A 22,464-nucleotide genomic window follows, 5' to 3' on the forward strand; every position below is an offset into this window, starting at 1 on the left:
AATTCGTCCATCGTTGCCAAAACTTCTTCGGAATTTGCGGAAACCTCTTCCGTTCCAGCTGCGTTTTCCTGCGTTGAAGCAGAGATGCTTTCAAGTCCTTCGAGCACTTTGCCTTGAACTTCTTCAATCTTATCTGAAGCTTTGGAAACACCCGCGACTTTTTGTGCCATTTCCTGATTGCGCTTGAAGACTTCCATCGTCGATTTGATGGCTTCTTGAATCAGCTTGGACTGCTTTTGACCGCCTTCAACGGAACTGTTCGTCTTGTCGACCATTTCAGTTGACTGATTCTTGATGTTGTCGATGATGCCTTCGATTTCCTTCGTCGAAGCCGCGCTTTGTTCGGCAAGCTTGCGAATTTCTGCCGCAACGACTGAGAAGCCCTTGCCCGCTTCGCCGGCGCTGGCGGCTTCAATCGAGGCATTCAAAGCAAGCAGGTTCGTCTGACGCGAAATTTCGTTGATGACGTTGATGATCTTGGTAATGTCTTGAATATCCGCATTCATGTTCTGCACGCTTTGAGACAAAGCTTTCATATCATCGAGTTCAGCCACCCAGTTGCTGTTGACGCTGTCCATCGTGTTCATGTTGTCCTGATTGATTTTGGAAGATTCGTCAGATTCAGCATTCATTTGCTGAACGCTTTCGTTCAATTCGTCGATAACCTTGGAAAGCTCTTTAAGCTTAGTTACGCTTTCTTGAGTTTCCTGAGCCTGTGAACTCGTAACATTGGCAATGCCCGTAATCGTTTGTGCGACTTCGTCAACTGCGTGATCAGTCTGCTTGGAAAGATCGAGCAATGAAGTCGACATTTCATCAACTTTGGCAGAGTTGGTCTGAACATGCCCGATCAGTTCTGCAGTTGCGTCGATCATTAGATTGTATTCATATGCAATCTGATTGAACTCGTGTCCGTTTGGATCTGGACTGACGAATTTTTTAGCCAGCTTATCGAGCGGATGCTGCTTGATTGACGGATCGTATTTATCAAGTTTTTTCAGATTGCCCGAAGCGGCTTCCTGAATCCGATTTTTAAAAATATCGATTCCGCCTTTGATCCAATAAACGGAAGCAATCGTTGTAATTACGATTAAAATGCCGATAATGATGATGATAAAGAACGTATTTCTGAGCAAAACGGCTTGCTCCATTGTTAAATCGTTTTTGCTGACTTTGGCAAACGTCCATGTCACGCTTGAATTGTTGCCTTTGTCAAAATAGATGTCCTGCGTTTTGCTTTCGCCTTTGATATGTACTGTTCCCTTGCGCTTCTTGGAGTTTGCAATTGCTTTAAATTCAGGGGACTGAGAGATATTTTTGCCGATTTTATAAACCGTGCCCGCGTTTTTGTTGCCCGTTGAATTGATAACGTTCCCTGTATTTGAAACAAGCGTAAGACTGCCGGTTCTTCCGACTTTCATGTCGGCAAATTCGTTGATGATGTCATCGTATGAAATGTCGAAACATATTACGCCTGAATCGCCTTTCTTGTTTCTGACGACGGTCGATGCGTTTGTCAGCCATTTGCCCGTTGCTTCAAGGTAATGCGGCGTCGTCCAGTAGATCTGACCCTCTTTTTGAATCGCGCCCTTATACCAATCTTTCGTCCTCAAATCGGCCGTATCTTTGATGCTCTTAGTACTTGTGAACTTGCCGTTTTGATTGATGAAAATAACATTCGTATATTCGTCGTTTCCTGAAACGGCAAGGTGCAGTTCGCGCCTGATCTGCTTGAAATCAAAATCTTTTTCAAATATTGGCTGACGAGAAACCTCTGTCAGCTTGTCATTTGTTGTTTTTCTCAGATCGGTTCGTGATTTTTGAATCGTTGCGACTGCGCTTTGCTTGGCAAGCTCGTTTCGTTCTCGCAGCATGTCAATGTTGCTCGTATATGAAGTGATTGCCATAGTGATGATCGGAACGAACCCGAGAATCAAGAGCATGATCATAATCGGTTTGCTGATGCTCTTGACCCGTCTCTTAGTTGTGTTTTTCACATTCATAACCTCCAGTGCTGTTTGATAGGAAGATTATACAAAAATAACCTGATGGAGATTTATTTTTTTTGAAATAAAAGAAGAAAACCAATCATCAAATCAAAGACTTTTTGATTTGATGATTGGTTTTTATAATTGTGGCTATAATGATAAAAAACGTTTAGACATTTAATTATTTAAATCTTGAGTACCGGTGATGGCTTTGAAATTAGTATAAACATACAATCCGTCTTCAGTAGCACCTTTAATGTCGGTGATCTTTTTGCCGTCGATCAGCTTCAGTGCGGTTTCGATACACTTTTCTCCTTGGATCTTTGTCGGTTGGGCAGCGGTCATGCTCATTTCGCCCGCTCTGATTTTGGCTTTGCCTTCAGTCGATGCATCCACTCCGCAGACAATCGGCAATTTTTTGTGGGCTTTTTTAAAGGCTTTGATGGCCCCGATAGCCATAGTGTCGTTGTTTGATGCGATAACATCGCATGGCTGACCGGTTTTTAAGAACAGTTCCATCTGATGTTCGGCTTTTTCTTCATTCCAATCGGCAGAGTCGTTAAAGACGTAATTGACGCTTCTTCCGGCTTTTTCAAGCGTTTCTTTGAAGGTATTGGTGCGTTTTTCAGAAACGAGTCCGCTTTGACCTTTCAAAATGGCAACGTTTAGTTCTTGTTTGTTCGTGTGCTTCAAAACGTAATTTGCCTGAAGACGTCCGGCCATTTCTTCTTCCGGACCGACATAGACGATCTTATTTGCTTTTAAGTCGCTTTTTGACGGTTGGAAATTATAGAAGACGACGGGAATTTTTCCGGCAATGGCAGTCATTTCCTGCGCATTATCGGCATCGACCGGTCTGATCAGGATGGCATCGTAGTTTTTTTTGACGACTTTTTTCAGTTGTTTGATCTGTTTTTCGCTGTTTTGCTCAGAATTATAAACGTCAACCGTTGCACCTTTTTCAGATGCGGCATCTTTGATGGACGAAATCAGCTTTCTGATTAAAGCATCGTCGTTCGTGTGCACCAAAACGGCAATGCGTTTGCCGTTTTCGGACTGATTTTCGGTTGTCTTCATGCCGCAGCCGGTTGCTGCAAGCATGAAGCACGTTAAAACCAGAATCGTTTTTATGAATTTTTTGAACATGCTTGTTTCCTCCTGTTTGCTCAGACCTTGAAATGCTTGACTTGATCGGCAAGCTCTTCTGAAGTGGCAGCCAAATGCTGTGATTCTTCGGCAAGAACAGTACTGTTTTCGGAAATATTTTTGGCTTGTGAAAGCGTCGTTTCCGAAGTAGCGTGAATTTCGTCCGAACTTGCTGCCTGCTCTTCTGAAATGGCGGCAACGTTTGTCGCAACCTGATCAACGCTGTCGATTTCTTCGACGACCTTTGAAATGACGTCGCTTGTTTCTTGAATGTTATGGTAGATCGTGTCGAAACTTTCAACGGCCGTATTAATCAAACCGGCGCTGGAGTTGATGTCTTTAACGCTTGAGCTGGCTTGTTGAACCGTATTGGCGACAAGTCCGTTGACTTGATCGATTAATTCTGAAATTTGTGAAACAGATTCAGCGCTGCTCTTGGCCAGGTTGTTGATCTCGGTTGCCACGACAGCAAAGCCCTTGCCTGCCTCTCCGGCACGGGCTGCTTCAAGCGATGCGTTAAGTGAAAGGAGGTTTGTCTGATGAGCAATTTCACCGATGATTTTCACGATATTGACGATCTCGCCTGATGCTTTTCCGACCGAATTGATGGAATCTTGAAGAGTCGTAACTGAGGATTGGATATTTTCGAGCGCCGTAACGACTTGTTTCATATCCTCTCGTCCTTTGTTTGAAACCTCGACCGTATCGTTCATCTTGTTTTTGGCATGATCGCTGTTGTCCTTGGTGTCGGTGACGACTTCTGCCAGCTGACTTGCATTTTCAGCGATGTCGTTGACGGAAATTGCCAACTGATCAACGGTCATGTTAAGTTCGTTCATTGATTTTGACTGAGTATCCGATGCGGAACTCATTTCGTTTGCGACACGTTCGCTGCCAAGGGCTTGTTCTTCGAGGGTGTGCGAAATGGTTGTGATGGAGCTGATCATTTGCCGCATGTAAGCGATGAATTTTGAAACGCTGCGACCCATTTCGGCAATTTCGTCGTTGCCATTCGTCCTGACGGAAACGGTAAAGTCGCCGCCGGCCATTGCCGTGATGACCTTTGTCATTTCCTTGACGGGCTTGATTGCGACGTGCGTTACGCGTTCAACGACGATGCACATGATCAAAAGCGCAATGAGACTGACGATTGCCATGATGATTCTCAGGTTTGAAAGGTCGGCCAAAACAATGCTTGACGGAATATATGAAACGAGAATCCAATCGGTTCCTTCGATTTGGGAAAATGCAGTGAAGTTTTTTCCGAGCGTTTGGGTGGAATGGTCGCTCTTTTTGATTTCCTTTTTGACTTGTGCGTAAATTTCAGGCTGGTCTGATGAACCGATTTTTTCTGAAACGTAGCTTGAATTGCGGTCTGCCATAATCTTCATTGTATCTTTGTCTACGAGGAAAGCCCTGGCGCCATCCATCGAAATGCTTGAATTAACAATGTTCGAAATGCGATCAAGGCTGAAATCCGCGGCAATGACGCGAACATTCTTGCTGTTGTCGTCAAGCATCCCGGTTGCGCTGATGACTTTGCTGCCGTCTTCGCTCGTGTACGGATCGCCAAATGCCATGTTGACGTGAGTCAGACCTTCCTTGAACCAAGGCGAGTTCAGAGGATTGCTGATGGTTTTGTCCGACTTTTTGGCTTTGATGACCTTGCCATTTTGATCTGCGATGTAAATTCCGTTTTGAGAATTGGTATTAAAGCCATAGTAGTTGTCGACCGTTTTTTGGAGCGACTTTTCGCTTTGGTGGTCGGATTCGATGGCTCTTTTGGCCGAATTGAACGAATTAAGATTTTCCGTCATCCAAGCTTCAATATTTGAACTTTGTTTGTCAACGGACGTTTCCAGAAGTTCTTCGGCATTTCTTTTGATCATCGAAGCAGAAACGTTATAGGCAATTACGACCAAGACGATGATCATCGCACTGGTAATTGGTATAATTGCCGATAAAAGTTTAGCTTTGATAGAAAATTTGGCATTTTTTTTCAAAGACATATCCTCCTGTATACAAAATGTTTTAAATAAAATATATGATTCGCTAACAATAATATCGGAAGAATGTTTAAAAAATAAACCCCACAATATACATATGAAACAATAATGATGAGTTTATAATCTTGTATGGCGTCTGATGCGGTCATCTTTGCAACAATTGTGCATTTTTTGCCTAAATCAGAGCTGGATACTGTATAATTGCAATTGAGCGTCATTGCTCAATCGTTAAAATTAAGGGGTGGTAATTTTGAAGCAACCGATCATTTCATTTAAAAACGTCATCAAGTGCTACGATGACGACGTGCCGGTATTGAAGAATGTCAGTTTCGAGATTGAGGAGGGAAAATTCTATACTCTGCTCGGTCCTTCCGGATGCGGCAAAACAACGATTTTAAGAATGATTGCGGGCTTTTCAGAGCCGACTGAAGGCGACATTTATTTTGAAGGGAGAAGAATCAACAACGTCCCTGCAAATAAACGACAGGTTAATACGGTTTTTCAAGACTATGCATTATTTCCGCACATGGACGTGTATGACAATATTGCATTTGGCTTAAGAGTTAAAAAACTTCCGAAAAATCAGATTGATCAAAAGGTCAAAGAAGCATTGAAGATGGTTCAGTTGGCCGGTTATGAAAAACGCGGGATCAATGAGATGTCAGGCGGTCAAAGACAACGTGTGGCAATCGCAAGGGCAATCGTCAACGAACCCAAAGTGTTGCTTTTGGATGAGCCGCTTTCTGCTTTGGATCACAAATTGAGGCTTGATATGCAGTATGAGCTGCGCGAACTTCAGCAGCGCTTAGGAATCACGTTTGTTTTCGTGACTCACGACCAGGAAGAAGCTTTGGCTATGAGCGATGAGATCTTTGTTTTGAACAACGGCAACATTGTTCAATCCGGAACGCCTGTTGATATCTACGATGAGCCAATCAATCACTACGTTGCTGATTTTATCGGAGAAAGCAATATTTTGAACGGGACGATGATCAAGGACTGTCTGGTTGAGTTTGCAGGCAAACGGTTTGAGTGCGTCGATGAGGGGATGAGAGAAAACGAGCCGGTCGAAGTTGTTTTGAGGCCGGAAGATCTGGATTTGACGGATGAAGAGCACGGCAAGCTAAAGGTCAAGGTCGATACGATCCTCTTCCGCGGCGTTCATTACGAAATCATCTGCTACGATGACGAGGGCAACGAGTGGATGGTTCATACCACCAAGAAGGCCGTACCAGGGACAACGATCGGGCTTTACTTTGATCCGGAAGACATTCACGTCATGCGTTTTAACGAATCTGAAGAAGATTTTGACGCTCGTCTTGAAAGCTATGAGGACTGAGGGTGATTTCGATGAAAAAGTACAATGCCTTTTTTGCGATTCCATATTTTTTATGGCTCGTTTTCTTTGTTTTGGCTCCGGTCATCTTGATTGTCGGATATTCCTTCTTTGATTCGAACGGGAACTTTACGCTGCAGAACTACGCAACGTATTTTGCATCGGGAAAGTATCTGGCAATGACGTTCAACTCAGTCTTATATGCGTTTTTGATTACTTTGCTCACGCTTGTCATCAGCTACCCGACGGCATATTTTCTGACGAAATTGAAGCATCGCGATTTATGGCTGCTGTTGATTATTTTGCCGACGTGGATCAATATGCTGCTCAAAGCCTATGCATTTATCGGAATCTTCAGTCTGCACGGCGGGATCAACCGGTTCATGACTTTCTTCGGACTTGCGCCGCATCAGATCCTGTTTACTGACGTCGGTTTTATGATCGTTGCGACATATATCCAGCTTCCATTCATGATCATGCCGATTTTTACGGGGCTGGAGGAGCTGAATCCGTCGCTGATCAAAGCCAGTCGCGATCTTGGGGCAAATGCATTCCAAACATTTGCTAAGGTGGTTTTTCCGCTGTCTCTTGCAGGAGTAAAAAGCGGCATTCAGGCTGTTTTCATTCCGTCTTTGTCCTTCTTCATGCTGACTCGTCTGATTGGAGGAAATCGCGTAATCACCCTCGGGACTGCGATTGAAGAGCATTTCCTGGTCACGCAGGACTGGGGGATGGGGGCAACGATTGGCGTCGTCCTCATCGTTGCAATGTTTATCGTGATGATTATTACCGGCGAAAAGAAGAAAGGGGGCAGAAACTGATGGAAAAAAAGCATAATTTCAGTTGGGACAAGCTGTATCTTGCCGTCGTGTTTGTTTTTTTGTATGTTCCGATCGTTTATTTGCTGGCATACTCATTCAATAAAGGCGACACGATGAATTCCTTTACTGGATTTTCCATGCGCCATTTTGCCGAGCTGTTCTCGGACACGCGTCTGATCGTGATTTTGCTTGAGACGTTCATGCTGGCATTTTTGTCGGCATTGATCGCAACGGCCGTCGGTACGTTCGGGGCTCTTTCAATTTATTACGTCAAAAAACGCCAACAAAGGATGGCGCTTTTGTCTTTGAACAATATTTTGATGGTTTCACCGGACGTCATCATCGGTGCCAGCTTTTTGATTCTGTTTACGACGATCGGATCGTTGGTCGGAGGCATCGGGCTCGGATTTTGGACGGTGCTTTTATCGCACGTTGCATTCAGCATTCCGATCGTTGTTCTGATGGTTTTGCCCAAGCTTCAGGAAATGAACGAGTCGATGGTTTCTGCGGCATATGATCTTGGCGCAAATAATTTTCAGGTTTTAAAAGACATTATTTTGCCTTTTTTGACGCCGGGAATCATTGCCGGGTATTTCATGGCATTTACGTATTCGCTGGATGATTTTGCCGTGACGTTTTTTGTGACGGGAAACGGTTTTACGACGTTGGCCGTTGAAATTTACTCCAGAGCTCGGCGCGGCGTGAGTCTTGAGATAAATGCGCTCAGTACGCTTGTTTTCCTGTTTGCGCTTGTCTTAGTGGTTGGATATTACTACATCAGCAAGGACAACAAGTCTAAAAAGAAGAGCGAAAGACGTCAGAAGGGCGGTGTGATGCGATGAAAAAACTGCGCGCATTGGTGATCGGAATCGTTTTGATCATCGTCGTTTTGATTGCCGGCTCCAAGATATTGAGCCAGTCTTCAGGAATGTCCGGTGCAAAAGTCATCAACATATACAACTGGGGTGATTATATTGACCCGGAACTGATCTCTGAATTTGAAAAGAAAACAGGCTACAAGGTAAACTATGAAACTTTTGATTCAAACGAGGCCATGCTGACCAAGATCAAGCAAGGCGGGACATCATACGATCTTGCGGTTCCGAGCGACTATATGATTCAGAAGATGAAAAAAGCTCATCTGCTCAAGCCATTGGACAAGTCAAAAATCAAAGGCCTGAACAATATTTCAAGTCAGTTTTTGAATCAGCCCTTTGATCGAAACAACCGCTACTCGGTTCCTTATTTTTGGGGAACTTTGGGCGTCGTTTATAATGACAAGTATTTCAAGGAATCGGACGTTGACAGCTGGAACAAGCTTTGGAACAAGAAGTTTCGCGGCAAAATCATGTTTGTCGACGGTGCTCGTGAATTTATGGGCATCGGGTTGGCCAGCCTCGGATATTCGCTCAACAGCAAAAATGACCGAGAGCTTGACCAGGCTTATAATAAGCTGAAGTCTTTGACCGGAAATGCGAAGGCGATTGTTTCGGATGAAATCAAGATGTATATGGAAAATGAAGAAAGCAGCGTTGCCGTGACCTATTCCGGCGAAGCTTCGGAAATGCTCGCCGAAAACAGGCACTTGCACTATGTTTTGCCTTCGGAAGGAACCAATTTGTGGTTTGACAACATCGTCATCCCGAAAACTTCGAAAAACACCAAGGGAACCTATGCGTTCATCAATTTCATGCTTGAACCGAAAAATGCGGCCAAAAACGCCGAATATATCGGCTATGCGACGCCAAACGAAAAGGCCAGGAAGTATCTGCCAAAGGACGTCATTGACGATAAGCAGTTTTATCCAAGTAAATCTTTGATGAAGAAGATGGAAGTTTATGAGGATCTTGGTTCACGGTATATTGAAAAATACAATGATTTGTATCTGGAATTGAAGATGTATCGTCATTAGTGACAAAAGATGATGATGAATTTGTTCATTTTGATAATCATAAAAATTTGCATTGTGCACAATCCATCGCCTATAATTAAAGCATAGATGCAGGGATGCCCGCATCGTCTCTATCATACAATAATATCAACTCAGATTCCCGCATGATTCCCGATATCATGCGGGTCTTTGCTTGGATTTGAATTCCTTCAACATGCTGCCTGACAAGCTCCGGGCCATCATGTTAACGGGTGTTTGGCAAAGACTGTAGAAAAGGTGCTGGAGGCTGGGAAAAAACCATGTCTCTAACAAAAGTCCCGGATAATTTGCAGTTAATTGCAAATTTCATCCGGGACTTTGTTTGTGTATGCGACGTTAAATGTGTGCTTTGACCGCAACCAAGGGCTGGAATTTACGGGCAAATCCCAGAAATCTCCGTTTTGCCCGTAATCGGGAGCCGGAATTTACGGGCAGATTCCAGAAATCGGCATTTTGCCCGTAATCGGGAGCCGGAATTTACGGGCAGATTCCAGAAATCGGCATTTTGCCCGTAATCGGGAGCCGGAATTTACGGGCAGATTCCAGAAATCGGCATTTTGCCCGTAATCGGGAACTGGAATTTACGGGCAGATTCCAGAAATCGCCGTTTTGCCCGTAATCGGGAACTGGAATTTACGGGCAGATTCCAGAAACCGCCGTTTTGCCCGTAATCGGGAACTGGAATTTACGGGCAAATCCCAGAAATCTCCGTTTTGCCCGTAATCCCGCCTTGGAGCCCTGATTGAGCAGGCGATTCTCAGCACTGAATTTAAAAAAATAAGGGTTTCATGTCCCAAAACTTAAAGAATGCCGGACAAAATCGAATTACGACCGCTTTTGTTCGGCATTTCGTTTAATTCAAATGTGAAAAAGGAGTTTTTTCCCAGCCTCATTTATTATGGATTCTGAAAATGACGGCACACAAAAACGACTCGCATACTCATTTTAAATCCGTACATATCAGCTTGAAGGTTCTCATGTCGACTCCAAAGCTAAAAACTAATCGAGTACACGGGTCGTAATCCTATAAGATAAGGAGTAACTATCATACCCACGTCCTTTATTCAATTTTATGATCTGTTCGCCCTCTTCGTGGCACTCAACACAATCACCTTTTTGAGCCAATCATAGCCGACATCGGCACGACTATTGCAATGACAACTTGATGAAAAACTTCTCATGTTGGTTCCATCACCCTCTGTCCACGAAGCGACAAATGCTTCGATTATTTCTTGGTGGGATCATTGACTCCTTACACTTATTTTATAACATATCCGCGCCGAAAATACAAGCGCATACATTGCTTTTAAAGAGAAACTTTTCAACTAGAATGTTTGACTTGATTTGTGCCAATAAGATATGATACAGGCGGAAATGAAAGCGGTTAACTTGAAAGGACGAGATTATGAGCAAGGTTATTTTTTAGACGTTTTGCTTGAGCATCTTAATGCGAAAAAAGCAGATACGATTGCGTTCGGGGATGCAAAAGTCGATATTCCGATGTTTGAATACTGCGAACAAAGCGTTTGCCTTGGAAACGGCGGCGATGAAGCGAAACAGGCAGCCGATATGGTGACGCAGGCAGTTGACGACGACGGTTTGGCCTCTGCATTTTATAAGCTCGGCTTGATTTAAATAAAAATGGCGCCTGCCTTTCCGCAACAGACGCCTAACCGTATAATAGAAACTTAAGCATAACTCCGAATATGTGAATTGTCAATATCACAAATGTGAAACAATAGTGAAAAACGGACTTGCAATTGTTGATATAACAACTTTTTAAAGTTTTTAAATTTTCTGATAAATCCAGTGCTTATTACTTGAAATCCGTTCAAAAGTGTTTAGAATAAGAATTGAAAAATATGAAAGGAAGTCTTAGTTATGGCACATGAATTGACAAATCGTTTCAATGATTTGATGAACAACGGAGATGATTTCTTCTCAAATTTCGGACGTTCGTTCTTTAGCAATTTTGATGGTTCGCTCAAGGAAATGAAGTCCGACATCAAGGAAACTGACAAAGATTATACGTTGGTAATCGATGTTCCCGGCGTTGACAAGAAAGATATGACGATTGACTATAAGGACGGCATTTTGACAGTTTCGGCCAAACGCGACTCCTTTAGCGATGAAAGCGACAGCGAAGGCAATATTGTCGCAAGTGAACGCAGCTATGGCCGGTTTGCTCGTCAGTACAATTTTGAAAACGTTGATCGCGACGGCATCACGGCCAAGTGCGAAAACGGCGTGCTGACCATCGTTTTGCCGAAGACTGAAGAAGAAATTTCTCAGACAAGCCACATTCAGATTGATTAGCTCTAAGAAAGGCCCCGGGATGAAAGTCCCGGGGCCTTTTTTCTTATGGAAAGCAGGAAATCTATGGGATATTTTGCCTGAAGGAAGAAATATGATGTTTCCTGATTCCAAATATAAGCATGAAATCACCTTCTTTTAAAATGAAATACGCATGGTTTAATTGAATTTTAACCATACGTTAATTATAATGTGGTTCGTATAGATGGGAATATCAATAATAATTTTTTATCGACAAGCTTAAGCTGCTGATTGGTAAATACAGGGGGAACTTATAGTGATTACATACAAATACTCTTCCAAGCTGAAATTCATGCTGATTGCCCTGCTCGGAACAATCAAAAGTTCAGAGTATGTCATTCTTGCATATATTGTCGGAACTCTGACAAACATTGCCACGAATCATCAACTTGGACGATTGCCCGGGTTCATTGCATTTGTCATATGTACTTTTGTCCTGCTGCTTTTGGCAGAGCTGATTTACAATAGCCTGAGGGCCGGCGAAGTCAGGAGTATCAATGTCTTTCTTCGAAGAAAAATTCTGCAGGGCATGCTGAAGAGGCCGGAAAATGAAAACAGGGAATCACTTGGTTTTTTGACCAATGACTTCAAACTGCTTGAAACAAACAGGATAGACGCAGAATTTGATGCAATCCTTGCAGTGTCCACGCTGACATTGGCACTATCCTATGCTCTTTACTCCAACTGGATATTGACAGTCGTCTTCTTCGCCGGATCGATGATACCTGTTCTGGCATCGAATCTCTTCCAGAAACCGATTCAGTCAGCATCTGAAAAATGGACGGAGGCCAACGCCTCATACGTAGGACAGGTAAAGAACTTCATTGATTCTTCTGACTGTGTCAGACTTTATGACAGAGCTGAACAGGTCGCATGTAAAAACGAACCCGGAATCAGTCATCTTGAAGAAGCGCTCAGAAGAATGAATCTGCTTAACAACAATGCCAACTCCTGCATCAATGTCATCGCAAACATCGGGACCTTTGTGCTTCCGTTTCTCTTGGGCATCTATCTCGTTTTAAGGGGCCAGACGACGCTTGGTGCACTCTTCAGTATTGTCCAGCTGTCAAATGCATTCGTAAATCCCATTCTGATCCTTCTTCAGGAAAGAAACAACTTCTCGACGACAAGACCGATTGTTGAAAAAGTCAGTCAGTTCCTGAAGGATGCGGAAAAAAAGAACCCAGACGGGCTTGTCATGCATGATGAACTGTCACTGGATGGAATCAGTGTTTCAAGAAACGGTCATAATCTGCTTGAAAATATCAGAATCGACATCATAAAGGGGAAAAAGATTGCGGTTACAGGCCCGTCTGGTTCCGGCAAGTCGACGCTTATGAAACTTCTTGTCTCCGACGATGAATCAATCGGCAGGATTGATAACATCATTCTGGACGGAAAACCGGTTGATGCTGCAGACATCTCATCCCTGTTTGCATATTCGAGCCAGTACCCCGTTGTCCTGGCCGATACTCTGTGGTTCAACCTCACACTTGGAAGAAAAATTGGAAAACAAAGGGTAATGGATGTCTGCAAATCGCTGGATCTGGATGACATTGTCAGGGAAAAGGGATTTGACTATGTCCTTTCAGCAGACGGGACCGGTCTTTCCGGTGGTCAACTTGCCCGGATAGAACTGGCACGTGCCGTTCTTTCCGAGAGGCCGATTCTGCTTCTGGATGAAATCAATGCCTCTCTTGACAGCAGGACCGACATGGACATCCATCATTATCTCTGGAATTCCAATCTGACTTTCATTGAAATCATTCACCATTACAGAAAGGAAGACCTGAAGAACTATGATGCCGTAATCGATGTTTCCGATTACAGCTGATGTTTTGCAACATTTCTGTAATGACGTTCTGTATTTTTAGCCTTATTCTTACTTAATCCTTGACTAATGTTTCTAATAGTGATTTAATTGTATCAACAAGGATGAAAGGATGAAGAACATGACCAGGAAACGTGTTGCAGTTGCATATTATTTTGGCTTTGCCTACTTTGCTAAGCGCCCGTAGTAACTTACAGGTACGGGCGTTCCCCGTATCTGGCAGGGTCATGTTTTTCGTGCCGCAGCCAGAAGGCGATTTCCGGTTGTGGTAACCTCATTCATGGAGAATCTCATTTGCAGCCGGAATCGATGATGGATTCCGGCTGTTTTTTCATTCAGAAGACGGAGGCAGAATCAGATTATGAGTGAGGAACTTGAAAAGGAAAGAAACAGGGTGACGGCGGCTGACGAGAAGATAGTGCCGCTGCTTCTGGAGAGAATGGAGGCAGTTGCCGAAATCGGGCGGATCAAGCAGAGAGAAGGGCTTGGCGTCAAGGACGTCGGACGTGAACGGAAAGTCCTGGACCGTGTCGGGGAGCTGGCGGGAGAAGAAAATGCCGAATATGTGCAGGAAATATACAGGGAAGTCATGAACCAGGCATGCAGGTTTCAGGAAAGACAGAAGGGGGAAGTAAAATGATCTATCTGACAGCAGGAGAATCGCATGGTCCGCAGCTTACGGGCATTATCGAGGGACTTCCGGCGGGACTTCATATCGACGTTGACGCAATCAATGACAATCTGGCAAAGCGCCAAGGCGGGTACGGCCGCGGCAACCGCCAGCAGATTGAACATGACACGGTTCAGGTCGTCGGCGGAATGAGACACGGATATACGCTTGGCTCACCGTTGGCGCTGGTAGTCAAAAATCGCGATCACGCGCATTGGAGCGAAGTCATGGATCCGCTCGAAAACGACAGCGAAAATGCGCAGCTTCGCCAGTTGAAACATCCGAGACCGGGACATGCCGATCTGGTCGGCGGGATGAAATACGGGCACCGCGATTTGCGCAACGTTTTGGAGCGTTCTTCAGCGCGCGAAACTGCAATCAGAGTGGCCTTGGGCAGCGTTTGTCAGCAATTTTTGGAGCAGCTCGGCATCAAAGTCGTCGGATACGTCAAGCAGCTTGGCCCGCTTGTTTTGAGCTCTGAAGACTTGCTTGACGTCGATCGGATTCGCCGAGAAGTCGAAGCAAACGACATGCGCGTGCTTGATCAGGACAAAGTTGAAGAAGCGCATGAGCTGATTTTAAAAACGAAGAAAGAAGGCGACACGCTCGGCGGCATCGTGAGAATCGTGGCTGAAGGGATGCCGGCAGGACTTGGCAGCTATATCAGCTGGGATACGAAACTTGATGCCAAACTGGCTTTTGCCGTCATGGGCGTCAATGCCATCAAAGGCGTCAGCATCGGCGACGGATTTGAAGCGGCAACGCGTCCCGGCAGCATGGTCATGGATGAAATCCTGCATGAAGATGCCGGATGGACGCGGCGCACCGACCATCTCGGCGGGTTTGAAGGCGGGATGACAAACGGCATGCCGGTAATCGTCAATGCGGCAATGAAGCCGATTCCGACTCTGTACAAACCGCTTGAAACGGCGGACATCGAGACTAAGGAAAGATCAAAGGCCAGCGTTGAGCGTTCAGACACGACTGCTCTTACTGCCTGTTCAATCGTCTTGCAAAGCGTCGTTTGTCTGGAACTTGCGAAGGCTGTCTGTGATGAGTTCCAAAGTTCAAGCATGGAACGACTCAAAAAACAGATTGCCGAATATCGAGAAGAGCTTGCGAGGTATTAGACGTGAAGATTCATACGTTGGGACCAAAGCAAACCGACAGCAGCGAGGCATGCGACTATTATCGAAGCAAAAATTTTCCTGATGCAAAAATCATGCTGCACCAAAGTTTTGAATCCGTTTTGGAGCACCTTGAAGAATATCGCGGTGATTTATTCGTGGTTCCCGCAGCATTTGCTTCGGAAACTCTGCATTTGACATGGGGAACGATGCACTATCGCTACCTCGACAGATTGGACGTCGAAGCAAGCTTTATCTATCCGCTTTCAGAAATGGTCTGCATCAAAAGCAGGAAGCGCCATACCGGAATCGGATATACGCATGCGGCGACAAAGGATTTGCTGAAAAAGTATGCGCCAAATGCCAGGCTGGTGTCTGCTGCCAGCAAATACAGGGCTTATGAACGTTATTTGAAGGACGGAGAATACGTTTTGACGAATAAAAAGAATATGGTTGAAGCGGATGAGGCAGAAATTTTAGCGGAATTTCAAGTAAAAATGGTTTGGTGCGTCTACCGGATCAAATAGGGAGGAAAAAATGATGAAAATTTTGCAAAAAGCGCCAAAAAACGGACTGCATGGCAATTTGACGGTGCCAGGGGACAAAAGCATTTCGCACCGTGCTTTGATGATCGGAGCAATCAGCGAAGGCAAAACCGTGATTGAGCATTTTTTATGCGGTGAAGACTGCCTGAGCACGATGAAAGCCTTGCAGGATCTTGGCGTCAAAATCGTGCGAAACGGCAGCCACGTCGAAGTCGAGGGCGTGGGTCAAACCGGATTTAAGCAGCCGGAAAAGCCGCTTGACATGGGAAATTCCGGAACGACGACCAGGCTCATGATGGGACTTTTGGCCGGGCAAAACCTTGATGCAAAAATGGAAGGCGACTCCTCGCTTTCGAAGCGTCCCATGAAACGCGTCAGCGAACCTTTGAAAAAGTTCGGCGCAAAAGTCGAGCTTTCGGACCAGGGGACGCTTCCTGCAGTCGTTCACGGCAAAAAGCTGCATGAGGCAACGATCAAGATGGACGTCGCAAGCGCACAGGTGAAAAGTGCACTGATTTTTGCGGCGCTTTATGCCGATGGAACGTCAACCATCGTTGAGAAACTGCCAACGCGCAATCATACGGAAATCATGCTCAGAGCATTCGGTGCTGACGTAAAGACGGCTGAAGACGGCGTGACGATTTCCGTTTCAGGGAAACCTCGGCTGAAGGGGAGAAAAGTCGTCGTTCCGAGCGATATTTCCTCTGCGGCATTTTTCATCGCGGCAGCAGCCTTGATTCCCGGATCGGAAACGACGTTTGAAAACGTTTCGCTTAACCCGACAAGAACCGGAATTCTGCACGTTTTGTGCAAGATGGGCGGGAACGTCAGCATCGTGCCCGATCCAAACGAAAGCGGAGAACAAAGCGGAACGATCAGAGTGAAATATGCTCCGTTGCGGGCAATCGAACTGGCTGAAGAAGACGTCCCGTCAATCATTGATGAATTGCCGCTCGTTGCGATGCTTGCCGCAAGCGCTGACGGAACGAGCAAAATCACCGGGGCCGCAGAACTTCGCGTCAAAGAAACCGACAGGATCGCAGTGACGGCGCAGGAGCTTCGCAAGTTCGGCGTTGAAATTGAAGAGCTTGAGGACGGGATGATCATCAAAGGACGAGAAAACTGGAACGTTCAAACTCAAAAACTTGACAGCCACGGCGATCACCGCATCGGCATGATGGATGCGATTGCGGCGCTTAAAGCGGATTGCGAAATGGAACTTGAAAATGAAGCTGCCATCGATATCTCATATCCGACGTTTTTTTCCGACCTGGCAAAGATTACAGGGGGCGTAAAAAATGACTAAGGTTTACTTGAAAGGCTTGGGACTGATCGGAAGTTCGCTTGCAAGAGCAATCAAAAAAGAGCACCCGGATTACGTGCTGATTGCAGAAGATCAAGATCACGCCGCCGAACGCTATGCGCTTGAACACGGGATTGCCGATGAATGCGGCACTGCATTTGACAAAGCAGAAGATGCCGATCTGATTATTTTGGCGACGCCCGTCAGCGTGATTGCCAAAGACCTTTTGCGACTTTCCGAGCTTGAAACGAAACCTGGAGCAATCATCACTGATGTCGGCAGCACGAAAAGAACCGTCATGAAAGCTGCCCGAAAGCTGATCGATGCAGGAAAGATTTTTATTGCCGGTCATCCGATGGCAGGGTCACATAAAACGGGCGTTTGGGCGGGGAAAGCCGATTTGTTTGAAAATGCCTTCTATTTTCTAATTCCGGCAAACGATGCGTCTGAAGAAAAACTTTCCGAGCTTGAAGAAATGCTCAAGGGGGTTCATGCCAAATGGCTGAAAACGACCCCGGATCGGCATGACAAAATCGTAGCTCAGATCAGTCACGTTCCGCACGTTGTGGCTTCCGCTTTAGTCAATCAGACCGAAAAGACGTTTGCAGACGAGCCGATGGGGATGAGGGTCGCAGCCGGCGGATTCAAGTCCATCACGCGCATCGCTTCGGCCGACCCGACGATGTGGAGTTCGATTTTGCTGAACAACGGCGAACTGATCAGCGAGCAGCTTGAAGACTATATCGATGCTTTGAAGGAGATTGATGAAAAAATCAAAAAACAGGATCAAAAAGCCCTGTTCGATTTCTTCAAAGCGGCCAAAATCGGACGCGATTCGCTCGGCCCGGAAAAGATTGGCGCAATTCCCGGCTTTTACGACCTGTTCATCAATCTTGCCGACAAAGTCGGATCCTTGGCCGACGTGACGCAGATTTTGGCAGAAGCGCGCATCAATCTGGTCAACGTTCATATTTTGGAAATCAGAGAAGAAATCGACGGAATTGCACAATTGACCTTTTCATCCGAAAAAGATCGTCAAAAGGCTTTGGGATTGTTGAAGACAAAGTATAAGATTATTGAGAGGTAAGAGAAATGAAAGCGATTATCATCGGCTTTATGGGAAGCGGCAAAACGACGGTCAGCCGGCTTTTGGCCCAAAAATTAGGCTGCCGCGCCTTCGATCTTGACGAATACATCGTTGAAAACGAACGGCGATCAGTGAAGCAAATTTTTGAAGAAGACGGCGAAGACTACTTCAGAAAGCGCGAGCATGAGCTTTTGCTTGAAATTTTAAAAGAAGATGCCGTTTTGGCAACGGGAGGAGGAACTCCGCTAAGAGAAGACAACAGGATGGCCATGAAAAATGCAGGGGTTCCGGTGATTTTACTTGAGGCAAGCTCAAAGGAAACGTTTGAAAGACTGCAGGGAGACGATACGCGCCCGCTTGCTACCGGACTTGATGAAACGAGTCTGGGAAATCTGAAAAATCAGCGTCGTCAAGCTTATGAGGAATGTGCTGACTATGCCATCAAAACGGATGAAATGACTCCGCTTGAGATCACGGAAAAAATCAGCGAATTGCTCTAAAATGAGAGAAAAAGGCTCTGCATTTTCCTTAATTTGGGAACTTTCTCGAACTAAAATTAGAAAAAAATTGCAAAACGGTATTGCAAACTTAATGAGTTGGTTATATAATTTAAAACAATCTTAACTAAATGTGTTTTAAATGAAAGGGAGAAACGGCATATGAATTGGAAAAAGACATTAACGGCCGGTGTTGCCGTAGCGTCAGCGGCAATGGCCTTGACTGCCTGCGGCTCATCTGATAGCAGCAAATCAAACGGAAACGGCAAGCTGGCCGATAAGCAAGTTTTAAATTGGAATGAGGCATCCGAACTTGCGACAATGGACCCGTCCAAGGTCATGGATACGATCGGTGGCGACATGCTGAACAACACGATGGAAGGTCTTTATCGTTTGGGCAAAGATTCGAAGGTTGAACCGGGAATTGCGACAAAGACGACCGTTTCAAAGGATAATCTTACATATACGTTCACGTTGCGCAAGAATGCCAAGTGGTCAAACGGTGATCCCGTCACGGCCAAGGACTTCGTTTATTCATGGCAGCGCACGGTTGATCCTAAGACGGCGGCAGCATACTCGTATCTGTTCTCAGGCATCAAGAATGCGGACGATATTGTTGCCGGCAAGAAGGCTCCAAGCACTTTAGGCGTTAAAGCAGTCGGAAAGTACAAGCTGGTCGTCAACCTTGAAAAGCAGCTGCCATACTTCAAACTGCTGATGGGCTTTGTCGTCTTTGCTCCGCAAAACCAAAGGGCAGTTGAACAATACGGCAGCAAGTATGGTACGGCAGCCAAGTACATGTGCTATGACGGTCCTTTCAAGATGACCGAATGGACAGGCACGAACCTGAAGTGGAAACTTGTCAGAAACGACAATTATTGGGACAAGAAGAACGTCAAGCTCAGCGAAATCAACTTCAGCGTCAACAAGAGCACGACAACGTCATACAACTTGTATCAAAGCAAGAAGCTGGACGAAACGATTCTCAGCCCTGAACAGGCAAAGCAGCTCAGCAGCAATTCCGACTACAGCGTTTTGAAGCAGGCCCGCACGTCATATCTTGAATTCAATCAAACGGAAAAGAAGTTCCAAAACAAGAAGATTCGTCAAGCAATCTCCTATGCGATCGACCGCAAGCAGCTGGCTGAAAAAGTTCTTGGCAGCGGCACGCTTCCATGCAAGGGAGCCGTATCGCAGGGCCTGGCCAAGCGTGACGGCAAGGATTTCACTGATGCCGCAAAGACGAGCACTGGCGTTCAGTTTGACAAGGCAAAGGCCAAGAAACTTCTCAAGGAAGGCTTGAAGGAAGTCGGCGAAGATAACCTGAGCTTTGCTTTATTGGGCGACGATACCGACAACTCCAAGAAGATTACCGAATTCTTGCAGAGTCAAATCGAAGAAAACTTGCCTGGTACAAAGGTTTCGGTTCAAAATATCCCATTTAAGACGAGAGTCACGCGTTCTCAAAAGGGGCAGTTTGAAGTCGTCGTTTCAAGCTGGGGTGCCGATTTCTCAGATCCAATCAGCTTCCTTGACCTGTACACGACTGACAATTCCTACAACTTCGGCAAGTGGAAGAACGCTGAATATGACAAGTGGATTGCAAAGTCCAAGACGGTGGATGCCGGAAATGCTTCCGCACGTTGGGACGACATGGTCAAAGCTTCCAAGATCATCAACGAAGACCAAGGCATTGCGCCTTTGTTCCAATTGAATCAGCCGCAATTGATTCGCTCTAACGTCAAGGGCGTCATCCAAAATACGGCCGGCTCAGTCAACAACTGGAAGAACGTCTACATTACAAAGTAACGTTTGAATCTGTTTAATCAATTTACAAACAAGAGAGGACATGTCCTCTTAAATTAATGAAATGCCGAACAGAGGCGGTCGATTTGCGACTGACTTTGTCCGGCATTTTCTTAATCTTTCTCTCTTTTTCATGACGTGAAATTCACTTTTTAAAATGGTGCCAGATTGCCGAAGCAACCATCCAGATGATGACGACAAAGGAAATCATGTATCCGGCAACACCGATGTTGTAGATGGCGGGATGTTTCATGCTGCCTTGGACGAGCAAAGAAGAGCTCAAAATGATCGAAGCGAGGATGATTGTGATGATCAGCCGGTTGACGATCGTTTCAATGCGGTCGATGAATGTGTCTTGGCCTTTGAAACGCAAAGTGAATCTGCCGCGCCCTTGGTTCAAGGTGTCAAGCAGCTTTTCAATTTTGATCGGAATTTGAGGAGTGGATTTTATAGCACGTCCGAAAGTCATCAAATCTTCATCAAGCTCATTTTTCCAGTTGAACTTGCGCTTGAAATATTCTTTGGCAAATGGACGCGCGACATCCATCAATGAAAGATTGGGATCAAGCTGAGCAACGATGCCTTCAAGCGATCCGAATGCTTTGATCAGCAGCGTAACTTCAGGTTTGACCTGAAGATTGTTTTTGCGGCAAAGTTTGATGATGTTGTAAAGCATGACCGGAAAATCAATCTGACCCAATCCTTGTTTGAGATAAGGCGTCAAAAAGATTCCGAGCTGATCCGTGAAGTCTTCTTCGTCGATTTCGCCCGTGCGGTTGCAGATGGAAAGAACGGCCTGGCTGATTTCCTGGGTGTCCTTTTTGCTTAAAGCAACGATTACGTTGGCAATTCCTTCTGCAAGCAGCGGCGACAGTCTGCCCATCATTCCGAAGTCAAGGTAAACGAGGCGATAAGGCGGAAGTTTTTGTTCGGTTTTGATGCTTGCCTTGATGCTGCCTGATTTTTTTTCGAACTCATGCGTCGGTTCAAGTTCATTGATGCGCGGATCGTCTTGTTTAAGGCGATAGAAAAGGATGTTTCCCGGGTGAGGATCAGCATGAAAGAAATTGTCGACGAAAACCTGTTTAATGAAGTTTTTGACCAATGCGTTTGCGATGTATGTGCGCTCTTTTTTTTGAAGCTTGCGCTCGGTCGGATCGTTTGAAAGCGAACGAGCGGCCAGTTTTTTGATGCTTTCGCCATCCATTCTGGAATTGACGAGAATTTTTTGAGTCGAGTATTCTTCATATACGACTGGAACTTCGATGATTCCGTCATGGTTGTTTAAGCGATAAAATTCCAGACCGTTTTTAATTTCGATTTCGGTGTTGATCTCATTCAAAAGAGACGCTTGCAGCTGATTCAGGATTTCCTTCGGATCCACGACGGTGATTTCCGGGGCAAGTTTCAGAATTTTTAAGGCCTGACGGAACAGTGTGAGGTCGGTTTCGACAAGTTCTTTGATTTTAGGATGCTGAACCTTGACGACGACCTGCGTGCCATTTTTTAAAACGGCATGGTGAGTTTGACCGATTGAGGCCGAAGCAAAGGGCTTTTCGTCAAATTTGTCGAAAACGTCGCTGATGTTTTTTTCGGTTTGTTCTCGGAAAGTTTTGCTGACGCTTTCGAACGAATCGATTTGGACGTTATCTTGCAGTTTTTTAAATTCGCTGATAAATGCAGGGGAGATCAAGTCAGGACGGGTGGAAAGAATCTGTCCGCCTTTAATGAACGTTGGCCCGAGCTCTTCCAATGCAAGTCTGACTTCTTCCGGATTCTGTTGTTTCATGAAGTTGCGAACAAAATCGTGTCTGCGCATGATTCTGACGATTTCAAGCATGCGGTTGCGCTGATCCTTGCCGGTTATTTCTTCGATTTTTGAGATATATTCGTCGGTCATTTTTGATCCTTCCTTATGCGTTTATGGGAATATTGTATCACAGAACGCGAAAATCCTTGTGATGTAAGAAAGAAGAAAATAGCATTAATGTAAAATTAATTTAAAGTTAGAAAACTCTTGCGCAGTTCAAACTTATG

Annotated in this window: 17 protein-coding genes and 1 pseudogene; 14 read left to right on the plus strand and 4 right to left on the minus strand. The window is 45.3% G+C overall.

Annotated elements, in window-relative coordinates:
* The 3 genes from BMZ95_RS07410 to BMZ95_RS07420 all read right to left on the minus strand — a co-directional run.
* Positions 1–2,003 (minus strand): methyl-accepting chemotaxis protein (locus tag BMZ95_RS07410; protein ID WP_074786555.1); only part of this gene is annotated, 2,003 nt, incomplete at its 3' end.
* 162 nt (positions 2,004–2,165) lie between these two features.
* The gene (locus tag BMZ95_RS07415; protein ID WP_046922514.1) at positions 2,166–3,134 is read right to left on the minus strand and encodes a sugar ABC transporter substrate-binding protein; all 969 of its coding nucleotides are present in this window, start codon (positions 3,132–3,134) and stop codon (positions 2,166–2,168) included.
* A 20-nt stretch (positions 3,135–3,154) separates the two neighbouring features.
* Positions 3,155–5,143 (minus strand): methyl-accepting chemotaxis protein, encoded by a 1,989-nt coding sequence (locus BMZ95_RS07420; RefSeq protein WP_074786546.1) that lies wholly within the window; start codon positions 5,141–5,143, stop codon positions 3,155–3,157.
* 247 nt (positions 5,144–5,390) lie between these two features.
* Here BMZ95_RS07420 and BMZ95_RS07425 point away from each other — a divergent pair, with 247 nt between their 5' ends.
* From BMZ95_RS07425 to BMZ95_RS07495, 14 genes and pseudogenes are all read left to right on the plus strand, one after another.
* Positions 5,391–6,479, plus strand: a complete 1,089-nt coding sequence (locus tag BMZ95_RS07425; protein WP_014074261.1) for an ABC transporter ATP-binding protein — start codon at positions 5,391–5,393, stop codon at positions 6,477–6,479.
* 11 nt (positions 6,480–6,490) lie between these two features.
* Positions 6,491–7,297, plus strand: a complete 807-nt coding sequence (locus tag BMZ95_RS07430) for an ABC transporter permease (protein ID WP_046922515.1) — start codon at positions 6,491–6,493, stop codon at positions 7,295–7,297.
* Entirely contained in the window at positions 7,297–8,139 is an 843-nt protein-coding gene (locus BMZ95_RS07435) for an ABC transporter permease (RefSeq protein WP_014074259.1), read from the plus strand. Before BMZ95_RS07430 ends, BMZ95_RS07435 begins: the two co-directional genes overlap by 1 nt.
* A complete protein-coding gene (locus BMZ95_RS07440) occupies positions 8,136–9,209 on the plus strand; it encodes an ABC transporter substrate-binding protein (RefSeq protein WP_014074258.1) in 1,074 nt (357 codons plus the stop codon). Before BMZ95_RS07435 ends, BMZ95_RS07440 begins: the two co-directional genes overlap by 4 nt.
* A 1,440-nt stretch (positions 9,210–10,649) precedes the next feature.
* Positions 10,650–10,862: pseudogene (locus BMZ95_RS07450) on the plus strand (HAD hydrolase family protein); the annotation flags it as partial.
* A gap of 246 nt (positions 10,863–11,108) precedes the next feature.
* The gene (locus BMZ95_RS07455) at positions 11,109–11,543 is read left to right on the plus strand and encodes an Hsp20/alpha crystallin family protein (protein ID WP_014074257.1); all 435 of its coding nucleotides are present in this window, start codon (positions 11,109–11,111) and stop codon (positions 11,541–11,543) included.
* A gap of 274 nt (positions 11,544–11,817) precedes the next feature.
* Positions 11,818–13,395, plus strand: coding sequence for an ATP-binding cassette domain-containing protein (locus BMZ95_RS07460; protein WP_046922353.1), 1,578 nt, complete (start codon positions 11,818–11,820; stop codon positions 13,393–13,395).
* Positions 13,396–13,753: 358 nt separating this feature from the next.
* Positions 13,754–14,032 carry a chorismate mutase gene (locus tag BMZ95_RS07465; protein ID WP_046922354.1) on the plus strand — a complete coding sequence of 93 codons (279 nt, stop codon included), beginning with the start codon at positions 13,754–13,756 and terminating at the stop codon, positions 14,030–14,032.
* Positions 14,029–15,192 (plus strand): chorismate synthase, encoded by a 1,164-nt coding sequence (aroC, locus tag BMZ95_RS07470; RefSeq protein WP_003696046.1) that lies wholly within the window; start codon positions 14,029–14,031, stop codon positions 15,190–15,192. Before BMZ95_RS07465 ends, aroC begins: the two co-directional genes overlap by 4 nt.
* A gap of 2 nt (positions 15,193–15,194) precedes the next feature.
* Positions 15,195–15,716, plus strand: coding sequence for a hypothetical protein (locus BMZ95_RS07475; RefSeq protein ID WP_014074254.1), 522 nt, complete (start codon positions 15,195–15,197; stop codon positions 15,714–15,716).
* Positions 15,717–15,726: 10 nt separating this feature from the next.
* Entirely contained in the window at positions 15,727–17,040 is a 1,314-nt protein-coding gene (aroA, locus tag BMZ95_RS07480; protein WP_046922355.1) for a 3-phosphoshikimate 1-carboxyvinyltransferase, read from the plus strand.
* Positions 17,033–18,124: a prephenate dehydrogenase gene (locus BMZ95_RS07485; protein ID WP_046922356.1), complete on the plus strand. Its 1,092-nt coding sequence runs from the start codon at positions 17,033–17,035 to the stop codon at positions 18,122–18,124. Before aroA ends, BMZ95_RS07485 begins: the two co-directional genes overlap by 8 nt.
* Positions 18,125–18,129: 5 nt before the next feature.
* The gene (locus tag BMZ95_RS07490; RefSeq protein WP_014074251.1) at positions 18,130–18,624 is read left to right on the plus strand and encodes a shikimate kinase; all 495 of its coding nucleotides are present in this window, start codon (positions 18,130–18,132) and stop codon (positions 18,622–18,624) included.
* A 159-nt stretch (positions 18,625–18,783) separates the two neighbouring features.
* Positions 18,784–20,430 carry a peptide ABC transporter substrate-binding protein gene (locus BMZ95_RS07495; RefSeq protein WP_046922357.1) on the plus strand — a complete coding sequence of 549 codons (1,647 nt, stop codon included), beginning with the start codon at positions 18,784–18,786 and terminating at the stop codon, positions 20,428–20,430.
* 142 nt (positions 20,431–20,572) lie between these two features.
* On the opposite strand, the gene BMZ95_RS07500 is transcribed toward BMZ95_RS07495, so the two are convergent.
* Positions 20,573–22,327, minus strand: a complete 1,755-nt coding sequence (locus tag BMZ95_RS07500; RefSeq protein WP_046922358.1) for an ABC1 kinase family protein — start codon at positions 22,325–22,327, stop codon at positions 20,573–20,575.
* Positions 22,328–22,464 lie beyond the last annotated feature (137 nt).

It is taken from the genome of Ligilactobacillus ruminis DSM 20403 = NBRC 102161, from assembly GCF_900113455.1.
Classification (GTDB): domain Bacteria; phylum Bacillota; class Bacilli; order Lactobacillales; family Lactobacillaceae; genus Ligilactobacillus; species Ligilactobacillus ruminis.